The sequence below is a fragment of the Enterobacter sp. SA197 genome, from assembly GCF_054131575.1.
Genome location: NZ_CP096393.1, coordinates 15,325 through 31,208, shown reverse-complemented (window position 1 = coordinate 31,208; position 15,884 = coordinate 15,325). Strand labels below are relative to the sequence as shown.

The 15,884-nt window shown below is 50.5% G+C and carries 11 protein-coding genes, 1 tRNA gene and 3 rRNA genes; 5 read left to right on the top strand and 10 right to left on the bottom strand.

The features are described 5' to 3' along the window. Nucleotides 1-185: 185 nt before the first annotated feature. Nucleotides 186-686: a Der GTPase-activating protein YihI gene (gene yihI, locus M1D91_RS00145; RefSeq protein ID WP_437432189.1), complete on the bottom strand. Its 501-nt coding sequence runs from the start codon at nt 684-686 to the stop codon at nt 186-188. Between the two features lie 559 nt (nt 687-1,245). Between yihI and yihA the strand changes: the two genes are divergently transcribed. After that, complete coding sequence (gene yihA / locus M1D91_RS00140) at nt 1,246-1,878, top strand: ribosome biogenesis GTP-binding protein YihA/YsxC (protein ID WP_437432188.1); 633 nt, start codon at nt 1,246-1,248, stop codon at nt 1,876-1,878. 88 nt (nt 1,879-1,966) lie between these two features. Here yihA and M1D91_RS00135 read toward each other — a convergent pair whose 3' ends face one another. Both M1D91_RS00135 and polA read right to left on the bottom strand, forming a co-directional pair. Then, nucleotides 1,967-2,014, bottom strand: coding sequence for a spot 42 RNA, inhibition of DNA synthesis (locus M1D91_RS00135; protein ID WP_071892919.1), 48 nt, complete (start codon nt 2,012-2,014; stop codon nt 1,967-1,969). 165 nt (nt 2,015-2,179) lie between these two features. Beyond that, nucleotides 2,180-4,963 (bottom strand): DNA polymerase I, encoded by a 2,784-nt coding sequence (gene polA, locus M1D91_RS00130; protein ID WP_437432187.1) that lies wholly within the window; start codon nt 4,961-4,963, stop codon nt 2,180-2,182. Between the two features lie 422 nt (nt 4,964-5,385). Between polA and M1D91_RS00125 the strand changes: the two genes are divergently transcribed. Further along, nucleotides 5,386-6,294 carry an acyltransferase gene (locus tag M1D91_RS00125; RefSeq protein ID WP_437432287.1) on the top strand — a complete coding sequence of 303 codons (909 nt, stop codon included), beginning with the start codon at nt 5,386-5,388 and terminating at the stop codon, nt 6,292-6,294. A gap of 11 nt (nt 6,295-6,305) precedes the next feature. Here M1D91_RS00125 and dsbA read toward each other — a convergent pair whose 3' ends face one another. The 3 genes from dsbA to M1D91_RS00110 form a co-directional block, all read right to left on the bottom strand. Beyond that, nucleotides 6,306-6,929, bottom strand: a complete 624-nt coding sequence (dsbA, locus tag M1D91_RS00120; RefSeq protein WP_437432186.1) for a thiol:disulfide interchange protein DsbA — start codon at nt 6,927-6,929, stop codon at nt 6,306-6,308. A gap of 27 nt (nt 6,930-6,956) precedes the next feature. After that, nucleotides 6,957-7,943 (bottom strand): serine/threonine protein kinase, encoded by a 987-nt coding sequence (locus M1D91_RS00115; protein WP_437432185.1) that lies wholly within the window; start codon nt 7,941-7,943, stop codon nt 6,957-6,959. Nucleotides 7,944-8,019: 76 nt separating this feature from the next. Continuing rightward, complete coding sequence (locus M1D91_RS00110; protein WP_437432184.1) at nt 8,020-8,289, bottom strand: YihD family protein; 270 nt, start codon at nt 8,287-8,289, stop codon at nt 8,020-8,022. Nucleotides 8,290-8,366: 77 nt separating this feature from the next. On the opposite strand from M1D91_RS00110, the gene mobA reads away from it, so the two are divergent. Both mobA and mobB read left to right on the top strand, forming a co-directional pair. Next, nucleotides 8,367-8,942, top strand: a complete 576-nt coding sequence (gene mobA, locus M1D91_RS00105) for a molybdenum cofactor guanylyltransferase MobA (protein ID WP_437432183.1) — start codon at nt 8,367-8,369, stop codon at nt 8,940-8,942. Next, entirely contained in the window at nt 8,924-9,457 is a 534-nt protein-coding gene (gene mobB, locus M1D91_RS00100; RefSeq protein WP_437432182.1) for a molybdopterin-guanine dinucleotide biosynthesis protein MobB, read from the top strand. Before mobA ends, mobB begins: the two co-directional genes overlap by 19 nt. A gap of 86 nt (nt 9,458-9,543) precedes the next feature. Here mobB and rrf read toward each other — a convergent pair. The 4 genes from rrf to M1D91_RS00080 form a co-directional block, all read right to left on the bottom strand. Next, nucleotides 9,544-9,659: ribosomal RNA gene (gene rrf, locus M1D91_RS00095) — 5S ribosomal RNA — on the bottom strand. 195 nt (nt 9,660-9,854) lie between these two features. Next, nucleotides 9,855-12,759: ribosomal RNA gene (locus M1D91_RS00090) — 23S ribosomal RNA — on the bottom strand. 218 nt (nt 12,760-12,977) lie between these two features. Next, nucleotides 12,978-13,053: transfer RNA gene (locus tag M1D91_RS00085), tRNA-Glu, on the bottom strand. Between the two features lie 84 nt (nt 13,054-13,137). Beyond that, nucleotides 13,138-14,677: ribosomal RNA gene (locus M1D91_RS00080) — 16S ribosomal RNA — on the bottom strand. Together the 16S, 23S and 5S rRNA genes with 1 tRNA gene alongside form the textbook arrangement of a ribosomal RNA operon. A 493-nt stretch (nt 14,678-15,170) precedes the next feature. On the opposite strand from M1D91_RS00080, the gene M1D91_RS00075 reads away from it, so the two are divergent. Continuing rightward, nucleotides 15,171-15,875: a FadR/GntR family transcriptional regulator gene (locus M1D91_RS00075; RefSeq protein ID WP_437433107.1), complete on the top strand. Its 705-nt coding sequence runs from the start codon at nt 15,171-15,173 to the stop codon at nt 15,873-15,875. Nucleotides 15,876-15,884 lie beyond the last annotated feature (9 nt).

Below are 15,884 nucleotides of genomic sequence, written 5' to 3'. Positions count from 1 at the left end.
GCTCACTCCTTCCGATGATGCCGCTGTCGTTTACGGCGGCCCGGCCTGACCGCTTGTCGGGTCAGAAGCCGGTTGCGCAGCCACACCTTGCGCTGCGACAACCGCTGTAGTTTAACGAATAACCACACCAGATAACATATAACCGGAAGGGTTATAAGCAGGACGGGTAAGCCCATGCGTGGCCGTTACTGGCCGCCTTTCAGCAGACGCATCATATCTTCCCGGCCTTCTTCCTCTTCGTCGTCTTCATCATCGTAAGAGAGCCCCAGCTGTTGCATCAGCTCATCAATACGATCAAGTCTGGCGTTCACCCAGCTTTGTTCTTCGGCACTCAGGCTTTCGCCCTCTTCTAAACGTTCCAGCAGCGCGTCCAGGCGCTCATCAGTTTCCAGCGAATCCAGTTCAGCTTGCGGTGAAAGCATAGGTTTCTCGCTCTTGGGTTTTTTTTGCGTCTTAACGGGCGCCTCTGTTACGCCCAGTGGGATGGCTTTTTTGCTGCCAATGCGTGGATCGTTCTGCTGAGAACGTTTGCCGGAGCCCGTACTTTCGCTTGCCCCACTCGCACGACTGCCCGGCGCATTGCCGCGATGTTTTTTATCACGCTTGCGATCACGTGATTCCTGATTCAGTTCTTCACGTGTTTTACGGTGCGTTTTACCGCGTGGAGTGGTCGAAGGTTTTTTCATGATGCTCAGCTTTGATGGTTTTATTCAGTATAGAATTGCGGCGGAATCTAGCAGAAAGCAAGCAAAGAAAAAAGGCGACAGAGCAATCTGTCGCCTTTTTTTCTGACCCTCTACCCTCATGGGGTATGACATTCCTTGTTTGCTAACAACCTACCCTGTTTTTCCCTTAGCGTGTCACAATCCCTGTTGCGGTCCTTTTTCCTTATGACTGCCATCCTGACAGTATCCTGGTCTTCGCCTCCTGGCGCTCCTGACCCCTCATCCTTAAGTCTCTATCCTGTTGGCTTCCTCGCCCTGACAACTACTTTACCTGCAAAATCCAAACGCACAAGCAACAATAGGGCCAAAAAAGATAAATTCAGATAATTCCATAAAATCAAATCATTGATTTACTTTGATTTACCTTTTTTCAACCCTGCAACTTCTCCGAAAAGTCGTCGGTCATCTGTAGCCAATCTCTTACAGGAAGGATGGTTAATGACCCCCTTTCGAGAAAAACAGTCTTTTACGTGGGTTCAGGTATAATCCACCCAAGCTAAAGATTACGGAGACGACCATTTTGACTACCTGGAACTATCAACAGACGCACTTCGTGACCAGTGCGCCTGATATTCGCCACTTACCCTCTGACACAGGCATTGAGGTGGCATTTGCCGGCCGCTCCAACGCAGGTAAATCCAGCGCGCTTAATACGCTGACCAATCAGAAGAGCCTGGCGCGTACTTCGAAGACGCCGGGACGAACCCAGCTCATTAACCTGTTTCAGGTTGCAGATGGCAAGCGTCTCGTTGACCTTCCCGGCTATGGCTATGCTGAAGTGCCGGAAGAGATGAAAATTAAGTGGCAGCGCGCGCTCGGCGAGTATCTGGAAAAGCGTCAGTGTCTGCAGGGTCTGGTGGTGCTGATGGACATTCGCCACCCGCTTAAAGACCTCGATCAGCAGATGATCCAGTGGGCTGTAGAGAGTAACGTGCAGATTCTGGTGTTATTGACCAAGGCCGATAAACTGGCCAGCGGCGCACGTAAGGCGCAGGTGAAAATGGTACGTGAAGCGGTTATTGCTTTTAATGGAGATGTGCAGGTTGAAGCATTTTCCTCACTGAAAAAGATAGGTGTGGATAAACTGCGTGAAAAACTCGACAACTGGTTTAACACGATCCCACCAGTTACCGAAAACAGCAGCGAAGCATAACCCCCAGACGCGGCATCTGCCCGCGTTTTTTCTTTCTTTCGCCCAATAAAAAACGCCCCAGTCATTTCTGACTGGGGCGGCTAAATATTCAGCCAAATCCGATTACGTGAAGTAAAAGGTCTGAAAGATAGAACATCTTACCTCTGTACCCTACGCGTTTAACTCTACTCCCTTTTCGATTCCGCACAAAGCATTTTTTGTAGTTTTTTTTCAATCTTTACATAGGGATTTCTAATGATCGTCACAAAACCTATAGGTTATGTTGCTTACTTACATAAAAATGGCCTTTGCAGACGAATACTTAGTGCGCTTGATCCCAGTTTTGCCCACTACCTACCTCCACCAGCAACGGCACATCCAGGGTGGTGCTGCTTTCCATAAGTTCATGGATCTTTTTCGACACCGCATCCACATCATCCTTATGGACTTCAAATACCAGTTCATCGTGGACCTGCATGATCATTTTCACGCGGGGTTTTTCGCTTAACAGCCAGGCGTCTACCGCGATCATGGCGCGCTTGATGATGTCAGCGGCAGTACCCTGCATCGGAGCGTTAATTGCCGCACGCTCAGCACCGGCACGACGAGCACCATTACTGGACTTAATATCTGGCAGGTAGAGGCGGCGTCCTTCAAGCGTTTCAACATAGCCCTGCTCTTTCGCTTGTGCGCGGGTACGCTCCATATAGTCCAGAACGCCCGGATAACGTTCGAAATAGAGGTCCATATACTTCTGCGATTCTTTACGCGGAATGTTGAGCTGGCGCGACAATCCAAACGCGCTCATGCCGTAGATCAGACCAAAGTTAATGGCTTTCGCGCTGCGACGCTGGTCATTCGTCACGCTTTCCAGTGGCATACCAAAGACTTCGGCCGCGGTGGCGCGGTGAATGTCTTTGCCTTCAGCAAATGCAGACAGCAGGCCTTTGTCACGAGACAGGTGCGCCATGATACGCAGCTCGATTTGTGAATAGTCGGCAGAGACAATCACATAATCCTTCGGCGCAATAAACGCCTGACGGATACGACGGCCTTCTTCGTTACGCACCGGAATGTTTTGCAGGTTTGGATCGGTTGAGGACAAACGCCCTGTCGCCGTCACCGCCTGATGGTAAGAGGTGTGCACACGGCCTGTTTTCTCGCTGATCATCAGCGGCAGCTTGTCGGTATAGGTTGATTTCAGCTTCGATAAACCACGGTGTTCGAGGATGACTTTTGGCAGCGGATAATCCAGCGCCAGCTCCTCCAGCACCTCTTCTGACGTAGACGGCGCGCCGCCCGGCGTTTTTTTCAGGGGTTTTATGCCTTGCTTTTCAAAGAGGATGGTTTGCAGCTGTTTGGTTGAGGCCAGATTAAACGGCTCGCCGGCAATCTCGTGCGCTTTCTTTTCCAGTTCTGTCAGGCGCAATGCAATCTCAGATGAGTGTTTACGCAGAACAGCGGGATCAATATTGACGCCATTACGCTCGATACGCGAAAGGACGGGCACCAGCGGCATCTCAATATTCTGAAAGACATTCAGGGGGCCTGCGTGTTTTTGCAGCTCCGGCCACATTTTCAGATGCAGCTGAAGGGTAACGTCCGCATCTTCCGCGGCATAATGCCCTGCCTGTTCAAGCGCTATCTGATTGAAAGTGAGTTGGTTCTTGCCTTTACCTGCGATCTCTTCAAAGGTGACGGTTTTATGCTTCAGCCAGCGGTCAGAAAGGCTGTCCATATCATGGCGCCCGGCTACGCTGTCGAGAATGTAGGACTCAAGCATAGTGTCAAAGGCGATCCCCCTAAGCTCAATATCGTAGTTTTGCAGGATGCCGCGGTCGAACTTCAGATTTTGCCCGACTTTCAACGCGTTTTCGTCCTCCAGCAGCGGCTTGAGCAACGCCAGTGCCCTTTCGCACGAAATCTGTTCAGGCGCATCGAGGTAGTCATGCGCGACAGGCACATAGGCCGCCACGCCAGGTTCGATTGCAAATGAGAGTCCTACCAGGTTGGCACTGACATTGTCCAGGCTGTCTGTTTCTGTATCAAAGGCAAAGAGAGGCGCTTTTTTTAGCTTCGTGATCCACTCCTGCAGCACAGACTCATCAAGAATGGTGACATAATTCTCTGCTGAAAGCTGCACGGCAGGCGTTGCATCCTCTTCAACAACGACAGGTTCCTTAGGAGTAGCAGTGGGTTTAGCCCCTTTTGCCTGCAGCCACTTCCCGCCTTCGACATCAACAATCCAGCGCTTGAATTCATACTTTTTAAACAGATCCACCAGCGCTTCAGTTGAAGGTTGCTGGACCTCAAGCTGCTCGCAGGTCAGTTCGAGTTCCACATCCGTCTTGATGGTCGCCAGTTTGTAGGAGAGGTAGGCGACCTCTTTATTCTGCTCAAGTTTCGCGGCCATAGTTTTGGCTCCGCGGAAAGAGAGTCCGGCAATTTTATCCGGATTTGCATAAAGCGTATCCAGCCCACCCAGCCCCTGAAGCAGACCTTGTGCAGTTTTCTCCCCCACGCCCGGTACGCCAGGAATGTTGTCCGACGAGTCACCCATCAGCGCCAGGAAGTCGATAATCAGTTCAGGTGGAACACCGTATTTCGTCACCACCTCTTCCGGCCCAAGAATGGTATTGGTCATCGTATTAATGAGGGTGATCCCTGGTGTTACCAGTTGCGCCATGTCTTTATCACCCGTGCTTATCAACACCGGACGCCCCATCTTTTCCGCTTCACGGGCAAGTGTACCAATGACATCATCCGCTTCCACCCCGGATACCGCCATCAGCGGCAACCCCATCGCCCGGACCATTTCGTGAAGAGGCTCAATCTGCGCGCGCAGATCGTCCGGCATTGGAGGACGGTGAGATTTATAGTGTTCAAAGAGTTCATCGCGGAAGGTTTTACCCTTCGCATCAAATACCACCGCCGCATGCGTAGGCTGATACTGCAAAATCAAGCTGCGTAACATATTCAACACGCCGTACATCGCACCGGTAGGATCTCCCGCTGAGTTAGTCAGCGGAGGAAACGCGTGGTAGGCGCGATAAAGGTAGGAAGAACCGTCTACGAGGATAAGGGGGTTTTCTGGGATCTGAACCATGATGACCATGCCTGTTTATCAATTTATGGTTAAAGGATGCCACATACGAGCAAAAACATCAGTTTTTCGCCCTCATTGCTCGCAAAGAATTGACGATCCTGGAGATCGCATGCGCGAATTATCTGTGGATAAGTTTGTGAATTGTTTCTTCCGGTCTGGATTATTGTGCATTACTGACGATCGCAGAATTGTATCTATACTTTATTTTCAATAGCTTAAAAAAATATTAGCGATCATTATTGCGTTTTGGCGATTATTTGCTCTTTGTGGATATAAGAAAAAAGCCTTACTTACGTCCTCGTTCGGACGTTGCGGAAATCAGACCTCCTTTCTACAAAAACGCCGGGCATATTCTGGTAGAATCGCCGCCTTGCGCCTCGTTAAAACACCATTTTGCTATTAACGTTTTGAATAAATTAATTATGTCGAGATTACTCGCTGTTTTTACCTTAATGATAAGCAGTGTGCTTACCATCGTGGTGACCATTCTCTGTGCTGTGCCCATCATTATGGCCGGTATGATAAAGCTGCTTTTACCTGTACCCCCCTTATGGCGCGCCATTTCCGTTTTTTGTAATTTCATGATGTATTGTTGGTGTCAGGGGCTGGCCCGGTTGTTGCGCCTGAATCCACATTTACAATGGGATATTGAAGGCCTGGATGGGCTTAATAAGAAAAACTGGTATCTGCTTATTTGTAACCACCACAGCTGGGCGGATATCGTGGTGCTCTGTGTGCTTTTTCGTAAGCATATCCCCATGAATAAGTATTTCCTTAAACAACAGCTCGCCTGGGTGCCTTTTATCGGACTCGCATGCTGGGCGTTGGATATGCCTTTTATGCGTCGGTACTCGCGCAACTATCTTATCCGCCACCCGGAGCGTCGCGGTAAAGATGTCGAGACAACCCGCCGCTCATGCGAGAAATTTCGTACGCACCCGACAACTATCGTAAACTTTGTTGAAGGCTCACGCTTTACGGAAGAAAAACGCCTTAACACCCGCTCGTCATTTACGAATCTGTTACCGCCAAAAGCCGCAGGTATCGCAATGACGCTGAGCGTGTTGGGTTCGCAATTCGATAAATTACTTAACGTCACCTTGTGCTATCCGGAAAATGACGCAAAGCCGTTTTATGACATGCTTAGCGGGAAACTCACCCGCATTGTCATTCGCGTGAACGTATTGCCTGTTCAAGAAGAACTGCATGGCGATTACGTTGGAGATAAGCATTTCAAGCGTGGTTTTCAGCAATGGCTGAATAATCTTTGGGATGAAAAAGACAAGCAACTCAGCGCGCTAAAAAATGAATATAAAAAAGCCGGTCAATGACCGGCGTTTTTTTATTTCTTCTCGACCAGGAATTTTACCGTATCGGCATATTGCTGAACAAAGATATCCATACTACTGGTATCCATGCCCTGCATATTCACCTGGTATTTACCGTTGACATACATGGCAGGGACGCCGCGTAACTGCAGGTCGGCTGCTGCTTTTTCCTGCTGAGCAACCAGGGATTTCACCACAAAACTATTCCAGGCAGCGTCGTACTCTTCACCTTTTACGCCCGCCTTAATAAAGACATCGCGAATATCGGCAACGCTCTGAACGGTTTGTGTTTTCTGTACCGCTTCGAACATAGGCGCGGTAATTTTATCTTCCACTCCCAGTGCCATTGCTACGCCCCATGCCTGCGTCATCTCTTTACCCAGCGGGCCGAGGAACTCCACATGGTATTTGGTCATTTTAGTGCCTTCCGGCAGCTTCTGTTTTACCGCATCCGCGATATGCCAGACATGTTCAAAATCGTAGCAGTGTGGGCAATAAAATGAGAAAAACTCAAGTACCTGTGGTTCTCCCGCTACTGGCTTATCAAGTGTGATGTACTGTTTGCCGTCACTGAACTGAGCAGCAGATGCGCTAAATGCCAGAATCATTCCCGCCAGCGCCAGCCAAATTTTCTTCATGGTTAATACTCTCCAGGATGTGTCACATTAATAAAATGGCGTTAATTGCAAAGGCGGCTCTTGAAGCGCCTTCACTTGCCAGAGAAAAGTAGAAGTTTGTTCACGCCAGTAATCTTCTCCGGTCAACCACGGGAAGTTTTTTGGGAAAGCAGGATCTTCCCAACGGCGGATTATCCATGCCAGGTAATACACCTGGCGCATGGCCCGTAAGGGTTCAATAAGGCTTAATTCCGCCGTATCGAACTCACAAAATTCTTCATACGCTTCGATAACTGTCTCAAGCTGGATACGCTGTTCGGCTTTATCACCATGTAAAAGCATCCAGAGATCCTGTACGGCCGGGCCATTGCGGGCATCATCAAGATCCACAAATAAAGGGCCATCTCGCCAGAGTATATTCCCGGCATGACAATCACCGTGCAGCCGGAGGCTGGTAAAGCGGGAGTGCCATTGCGCCATTACTGCATCAATAAGCTTATCAGCCGCGCTCAGAAAAGCGGGTTTTAATGCCGATGGTATAAGTGTTGTAGTCTCAAATACCTGCCTGGGTTCAATGAGATATTCTTTCACGCCAATGTCAGGACGATGGGTAAAGCAGGATTTACGCCCTGTCTGATGCATGCGTCCAAGGTAACGACCCACCCACTCCATCTGATCAAGGTTATCGGGTTCAAACTGCCTCCCCCCCATACTGGGGAAAACGGCGTAGTAAAAACCCTGGTGGGTTAATAACGTGTGCTGATGAAATGAAAGGGGGGCGGCGACGGGAACCTCGTCATTCAGAAGTTCCCCGGCAAACTGATGCTCTTCCCGAATTTGATCGGCGGACCAACGCTCAGGGCGATAAAACTTCACCACATAGCGGTGACGATCTTCATCCTGGAACTGATAGACCCGATTTTCATAGCTGTTGAGCGGCGTCAGGCCCGAATCGACCCGTAATCCCAGCTCAAACAGCGCATCCATAATGGTGTCTGGATGAAGAGTCTGGAAAGTAAAAGCGTTATGGTTCATCCCATTATCCGCAAATAAAAACGAATGATTCAGGATATCATTTCACTGCGCTTTCGGTGGCGCCTCTTACAAGCTTTTACTCTTTAATTACGCCACGCGCGCGCAGTAAGGCGGTTTTGAAGTCCTCTTCATAGTCTTTTTTAAGTCCTGGGATGACGGCATCTTTTTCAGAATCACGCATCTTCAGATGGTAGATCAGAATGTCATCACTTAAATCACTCAGTTCGCCTTCGTAACCTGACTCCTTTGCCAGTTTCTGCAAAAATTGGATCAGATTTAATTCCGGCTCTTTCTGCCATGCGGGCTGAAGGAGTTCGATAACTTCGTTCAGACGTTTACATTTCATGGTCGTGCTCCTTACTCTGGGTGCAGATACGTTAGCAGGGTCAAACCCACAATAAAAGAGGCGGTAAGGTGATTGGCATGGGTAGGGTAACGGGTGTCATTCTGGCGGGAGGCAAAGCCTCACGTATGGGTGGGCAAGATAAGGGCCTGCTTGAATTAAAAGGTAAACCTTTATGGCAGCACGTGGCGCACCTATTGAGGCCGCAAGTGGATAACCTTGTTGTCAGTGCAAACCGCAACCTGGAAGTGTACCGGGCGAGTGGATTGCCCGTAATTCAGGATTGTATTGCCGACTATCCGGGTCCTTTGGCTGGAATGCTTTCAGTGATGTCGCAGTGGGACAGTGACTGGTTTTTATTTTCGCCCTGCGATACCCCTTTTATCCCTGCTGATCTGGCTATACGTTTATATCCTGCGACAGCAGCCTCTCGGGCCATATGGGTGCATGATGGTGAACGCGATCATCCAACCATTGCATTAATGCATCGGGATATTGTGCCAGAGCTTCAACACTATATTGATAGGGGTGAGCGCAGAGTCATGGTTTTTTTAAAGAGCGCAGGTGGACGTTCCGTCGATTTCAGCGACAGGCCGCAGGCGTTTATTAACGTAAATACGCCGGAGGATTTAGCACGTTGGGAAGACAAAGTGTAATTCCACTGCTGGCTATTGCCGCATGGAGTGGTACAGGTAAGACGACCCTCTTAGAAGCACTCATCACGGCGCTGTGTGAAAAGGGGTTACGGCCTGGGCTGATTAAGCATACTCATCATGATATGGATGTGGATGAACCAGGAAAGGACAGTTACAGGTTACGTAAAGCAGGTGCCGCGCAGACCATTGTGGCCAGTGCTCGTCGTTGGGCATTGATCACGGAAACCCCTGAAGAACCTGATGTGGATCTTGCCTGGTTAGTCAGCCGGATGGATCCATCCACGCTGGATTTGGTGCTGGTGGAAGGGTTCAAAGATGAAGCCGTTCCCAAAATCCTGTTATTTCGTCAGGGATGCGGGCATGACATCAGCGAACTCAGCGTTGATACACATGTTATTGCCGTTGCCAGTGATATTCCGCTTACTCTGGATGTACCGAATTTGGATATTAATGATATTCCACAGATCGTGGAATTTGTACTCCAGTGGCGGGAATCATCAAAAAGGGGTGAATAAGCGTAGGATAGCCACCGTCAGGTGGTTTTTTTGCAGCAGAAACGCAAAAAGCCCATCCGTCAGGATGGGCTCTTCACTTGTTTGATGCCTGGCAGTTCCCTACTCTCGCATGGGGAGACCCCACACTACCATCGGCGCTACGGCGTTTCACTTCTGAGTTCGGCATGGGGTCAGGTGGGACCACCGCGCTAGTGCCGCCAGGCAAATTCTTTGTGCTCTGTACGCAATCTTTTATCGCATCAGCCGCGTTGCCTGCGCTCGCAAAGTCAGTCACATACCTCAGTATGCTCCTTCCTTTCCTTCGCTGGCCGCCTTGCTGCTGCGTAAATTATTGCGCACTTAATTCTGGAATCAGCTGAAAATCGTGTTTCTCACGCCAAAACAGCTTCGGCGTTGTAAGGTTAAGCCTCACGGTTCATTAGTATCGGTTAGCTCAACGCATCGCTGCGCTTACACACCCGACCTATCAACGTCGTCGTCTTCAACGTTCCTTCAGGAGACTTAAAGTCTCAGGGAGAACTCATCTCGGGGCAAGTTTCGTGCTTAGATGCTTTCAGCACTTATCTTTTCCGCATTTAGCTACCGGGCAGTGCCATTGGCATGACAACCCGAACACCAGTGATGCGTCCACTCCGGTCCTCTCGTACTAGGAGCAGCCCCCCTCAATTCTCCAGCGCCCACGGCAGATAGGGACCGAACTGTCTCACGACGTTCTAAACCCAGCTCGCGTACCACTTTAAACGGCGAACAGCCGTACCCTTGGGACCTACTTCAGCCCCAGGATGTGATGAGCCGACATCGAGGTGCCAAACACCGCCGTCGATATGAACTCTTGGGCGGTATCAGCCTGTTATCCCCGGAGTACCTTTTATCCGTTGAGCGATGGCCCTTCCATTCAGAACCACCGGATCACTATGACCTGCTTTCGCACCTGCTCGAGCCGTCACTCTCGCAGTCAAGCTAGCTTATGCCATTGCACTAACCTCCTGATGTCCGACCAGGATTAGCTAACCTTCGTGCTCCTCCGTTACACTTTAGGAGGAGACCGCCCCAGTCAAACTACCCACCAGACACTGTCCGCAACCCGGATAACGGGTCCACGTTAGAACATCAAACATTAAAGGGTGGTATTTCAAGGTTGGCTCCACGCAGACTGGCGTCCACGCTTCAAAGCCTCCCACCTATCCTACACATCAAGGCTCAATGTTCAGTGTCAAGCTATAGTAAAGGTTCACGGGGTCTTTCCGTCTTGCCGCGGGTACACTGCATCTTCACAGCGAGTTCAATTTCACTGAGTCTCGGGTGGAGACAGCCTGGCCATCATTACGCCATTCGTGCAGGTCGGAACTTACCCGACAAGGAATTTCGCTACCTTAGGACCGTTATAGTTACGGCCGCCGTTTACCGGGGCTTCGATCAAGAGCTTCTCCTTACGGATAACCCCATCAATTAACCTTCCGGCACCGGGCAGGCGTCACACCGTATACGTCCACTTTCGTGTTTGCACAGTGCTGTGTTTTTAATAAACAGTTGCAGCCAGCTGGTATCTTCGACTGGTTTCAGCTCCGTGAGCAAGTCACTTCACCTACGCACCAGCGTGCCTTCTCCCGAAGTTACGGCACCATTTTGCCTAGTTCCTTCACCCGAGTTCTCTCAAGCGCCTTGGTATTCTCTACCTGACCACCTGTGTCGGTTTGGGGTACGATTTCGTGTTACCTGATGCTTAGAGGCTTTTCCTGGAAGCAGGGCATTTGTCACTTCAGCACCGTAGTGCCTCGTCATCACACCTCAGCGTTAAAAGGTACCGGATTTACCTGGAACCTCCGCCTACATGCTTAAACCGGGACAACCGTCGCCCGGCCGACATAGCCTTCTCCGTCCCCCCTTCGCAGTAACACCAAGTACAGGAATATTAACCTGTTTCCCATCGACTACGCCTTTCGGCCTCGCCTTAGGGGTCGACTCACCCTGCCCCGATTAACGTTGGACAGGAACCCTTGGTCTTCCGGCGAGCGGGCTTTTCACCCGCTTTATCGTTACTTATGTCAGCATTCGCACTTCTGATACCTCCAGCAGCCCTCACAGGCCACCTTCAACGGCTTACAGAACGCTCCCCTACCCAACAACACATAGTGTCGCTGCCGCAGCTTCGGTGCATGGTTTAGCCCCGTTACATCTTCCGCGCAGGCCGACTCGACCAGTGAGCTATTACGCTTTCTTTAAATGATGGCTGCTTCTAAGCCAACATCCTGGCTGTCTGTGCCTTCCCACATCGTTTCCCACTTAACCATGACTTTGGGACCTTAGCTGGCGGTCTGGGTTGTTTCCCTCTTCACGACGGACGTTAGCACCCGCCGTGTGTCTCCCGTGATAACATTCTCCGGTATTCGTAGTTTGCATCGGGTTGGTAAGCCGGGATGGCCCCCTAGCCGAAACAGTGCTCTACCCCCGGAGATGAATTCACGAGGCGCTACCTAAATAGCTTTCGGGGAGAACCAGCTATCTCCCGGTTTGATTGGCCTTTCACCCCCAGCCACAGGTCATCCGCTAATTTTTCAACATTAGTCGGTTCGGTCCTCCAGTTAGTGTTACCCAACCTTCAACCTGCCCATGGCTAGATCACCGGGTTTCGGGTCTATACCCTGCAACTTAACGCCCAGTTAAGACTCGGTTTCCCTGCGGCTCCCCTATACGGTTAACCTTGCTACAGAATATAAGTCGCTGACCCATTATACAAAAGGTACGCAGTCACACCACGAAGGTGCTCCCACTGCTTGTACGTACACGGTTTCAGGTTCTTTTTCACTCCCCTCGCCGGGGTTCTTTTCGCCTTTCCCTCACGGTACTGGTTCACTATCGGTCAGTCAGGAGTATTTAGCCTTGGAGGATGGTCCCCCCATATTCAGACAGGATACCACGTGTCCCGCCCTACTCTTCGAGTTCACAACAGATGCGTTTTCGTGTACGGGACTTTCACCCTGTACCGTGCGACTTTCCAGACGCTTCCACTAACACATTTGCTGATTCAGACTCTGGGCTCCTCCCCGTTCGCTCGCCGCTACTGGGGGAATCTCGGTTGATTTCTTTTCCTCGGGGTACTTAGATGTTTCAGTTCCCCCGGTTCGCCTCATGCCACTATGTATTCATGACATGATAGTGTGACGAGTCACACTGGGTTTCCCCATTCGGGTATCGCCGGGTCAAGGGTTCATATCACCTCGCCGGCGCTTATCGCAGATTAGCACGCCCTTCATCGCCTCTGACTGCCAGGGCATCCACCGTGTACGCTTGGTCGCTTAACCTCACAACCCGAAGCTGTTTCGTAAAACGCTTCAGTGTCGTGAAAATTTGAGAGACTCAAACACGCCTGTTTTTCTTTTCTTATTACGGAGAAAAGAGACAGGGTGTTGTTTCAATTTTCAGCTTGATCCAGATTTTTAAAGAGCAAATATCTCAAACGTCACCCGAGGATGAGTTTTGAGATATATCAGCAGGTGACTTTCACTCACATACCAGCAAGTGGCGTCCCCTAGGGGATTCGAACCCCTGTTACCGCCGTGAAAGGGCGGTGTCCTGGGCCTCTAGACGAAGGGGACACAAAGTCTCAATCGCAAGACGCCTTGCTATTTACTTTTCATCAGACAATCTGTGTGAGCACTGCAAAGGCAGGTTCTTTAAGGTAAGGAGGTGATCCAACCGCAGGTTCCCCTACGGTTACCTTGTTACGACTTCACCCCAGTCATGAATCACAAAGTGGTAAGCGCCCTCCCGAAGGTTAAGCTACCTACTTCTTTTGCAACCCACTCCCATGGTGTGACGGGCGGTGTGTACAAGGCCCGGGAACGTATTCACCGTGGCATTCTGATCCACGATTACTAGCGATTCCGACTTCATGGAGTCGAGTTGCAGACTCCAATCCGGACTACGACGTACTTTATGAGGTCCGCTTGCTCTCGCGAGGTCGCTTCTCTTTGTATACGCCATTGTAGCACGTGTGTAGCCCTACTCGTAAGGGCCATGATGACTTGACGTCATCCCCACCTTCCTCCAGTTTATCACTGGCAGTCTCCTTTGAGTTCCCGACCGAATCGCTGGCAACAAAGGATAAGGGTTGCGCTCGTTGCGGGACTTAACCCAACATTTCACAACACGAGCTGACGACAGCCATGCAGCACCTGTCTCAGAGTTCCCGAAGGCACCAATCCATCTCTGGAAAGTTCTCTGGATGTCAAGAGTAGGTAAGGTTCTTCGCGTTGCATCGAATTAAACCACATGCTCCACCGCTTGTGCGGGCCCCCGTCAATTCATTTGAGTTTTAACCTTGCGGCCGTACTCCCCAGGCGGTCGACTTAACGCGTTAGCTCCGGAAGCCACGCCTCAAGGGCACAACCTCCAAGTCGACATCGTTTACAGCGTGGACTACCAGGGTATCTAATCCTGTTTGCTCCCCACGCTTTCGCACCTGAGCGTCAGTCTTTGTCCAGGGGGCCGCCTTCGCCACCGGTATTCCTCCAGATCTCTACGCATTTCACCGCTACACCTGGAATTCTACCCCCCTCTACAAGACTCAAGCCTGCCAGTTTCGAATGCAGTTCCCAGGTTGAGCCCGGGGATTTCACATCCGACTTGACAGACCGCCTGCGTGCGCTTTACGCCCAGTAATTCCGATTAACGCTTGCACCCTCCGTATTACCGCGGCTGCTGGCACGGAGTTAGCCGGTGCTTCTTCTGCGGGTAACGTCAATCGACACGGTTATTAACCATATCGCCTTCCTCCCCGCTGAAAGTACTTTACAACCCGAAGGCCTTCTTCATACACGCGGCATGGCTGCATCAGGCTTGCGCCCATTGTGCAATATTCCCCACTGCTGCCTCCCGTAGGAGTCTGGACCGTGTCTCAGTTCCAGTGTGGCTGGTCATCCTCTCAGACCAGCTAGGGATCGTCGCCTAGGTGAGCCATTACCCCACCTACTAGCTAATCCCATCTGGGCACATCTGATGGCAAGAGGCCCGAAGGTCCCCCTCTTTGGTCTTGCGACGTTATGCGGTATTAGCTACCGTTTCCAGTAGTTATCCCCCTCCATCAGGCAGTTTCCCAGACATTACTCACCCGTCCGCCACTCGTCACCCGAGAGCAAGCTCTCTGTGCTACCGTTCGACTTGCATGTGTTAGGCCTGCCGCCAGCGTTCAATCTGAGCCATGATCAAACTCTTCAATTTAAGTTTGATGCTCGTAGAATTAAACTTCGTAATGAATTACGTGTTCACTCTTTGAGACTTGGTATTCATTTTTTGTCCGAGGACATCAAGAATCCATGTCACTTTGAGTGCCCACACAGATTGTCTGATAAATTGTTAAAGAGCAGTGCAACGCGGCTTTCGCTCACCGTTGCGAGGTGGCGTATATTACGCTTTCCTCTTTCAGAGTCAAGCGTTTATTTTCGCTTTTCTCTGCGGGCTTCTCAGTGAATCTCACCGGAACACCCTGCTGACCCGGCGGCGTGTGTGCCGTTGTTCCGTGTCAGTGGAGGCGCATTATAGGGAGTTATTCCGGGCTGACAAGTCTAAAATTCAAAAAACTTTTCAACCGTCTCTTTTTTCAACAAGCTGGGGAAAAATAGAGCATAACGGCGCTAATTTGCTGTTTTTACCACCACAGAGATATACCGGATGGCATACTAACAAATGAATAAGTAAAACCAGGAACCCATCAATGTCTTTAAATGCACAACAGCTTGCGGCTCAAAAGAACCTTTCCTGGATGCTGGCTGAGAAACTCGCACAGCAGATCCTTAAAGGTGAATATGTTCCCGGAAGTATTCTGCCAGGCGAAATAGAGTTAGGGGAACAGTTTGGCGTAAGCCGTACGGCGGTCAGGGAAGCGGTAAAGACATTAACAGCAAAAGGTATGGTGCTTCCGCGCCCCCGCATAGGCACCCGGGTCATGCCCCGGGAGAACTGGAACTTTCTGGATAAAGAGTTACTGTCATGGTGGATGCGCGAGGATAACTTTCAGGATGTTATTCAACACTTCCTGATTATGCGCAGTAGCCTCGAACCTCAGGCTTGCCATCTCGCGGCCGTATCAGGGGAAGCAGAACAGAAAGCGCGTCTGAATACATTAATGGAAGAGATGGTATGGCTTAAAAAGCATTTTAACCGCGAGCGCTGGATTGAAGTGGATATGGCCTGGCATGAACATATCTATGCCATGAGCGCAAATCCCTTCCTTATTTCTTTCGCCGCACTCTTCCATTCGGTCTATCACACCTACTTCACCTCCATCACACAGGATCAGGTGATTAAGCTCGATCTTCATCAGGCTATTGTTGATGCTATTCAGGATGGTAATGGAGAAGGCGCCTTTAAGGCCTGCCAGATACTCTTAAATACGCCTAACGCACCTGCGGCCAAATAACAGGACCCC

Coding starts and splice junctions, on each gene's coding strand:
- yihI (WP_437432189.1), bottom strand. CDS start 686: ATGAAAAAACCTTCGACCACTCCACGCGGTAAAACGCACCGTAAAACA.
- polA (WP_437432187.1), bottom strand. CDS start 4,963: ATGGTTCAGATCCCAGAAAACCCCCTTATCCTCGTAGACGGTTCTTCC.
- M1D91_RS00125 (WP_437432287.1), top strand. CDS start 5,386: ATGTCGAGATTACTCGCTGTTTTTACCTTAATGATAAGCAGTGTGCTT.
- dsbA (WP_437432186.1), bottom strand. CDS start 6,929: ATGAAGAAAATTTGGCTGGCGCTGGCGGGAATGATTCTGGCATTTAGC.
- M1D91_RS00115 (WP_437432185.1), bottom strand. CDS start 7,943: ATGAACCATAACGCTTTTACTTTCCAGACTCTTCATCCAGACACCATT.
- M1D91_RS00110 (WP_437432184.1), bottom strand. CDS start 8,289: ATGAAATGTAAACGTCTGAACGAAGTTATCGAACTCCTTCAGCCCGCA.
- mobA (WP_437432183.1), top strand. CDS start 8,367: ATGGGTAGGGTAACGGGTGTCATTCTGGCGGGAGGCAAAGCCTCACGT.
- M1D91_RS00075 (WP_437433107.1), top strand. CDS start 15,171: ATGTCTTTAAATGCACAACAGCTTGCGGCTCAAAAGAACCTTTCCTGG.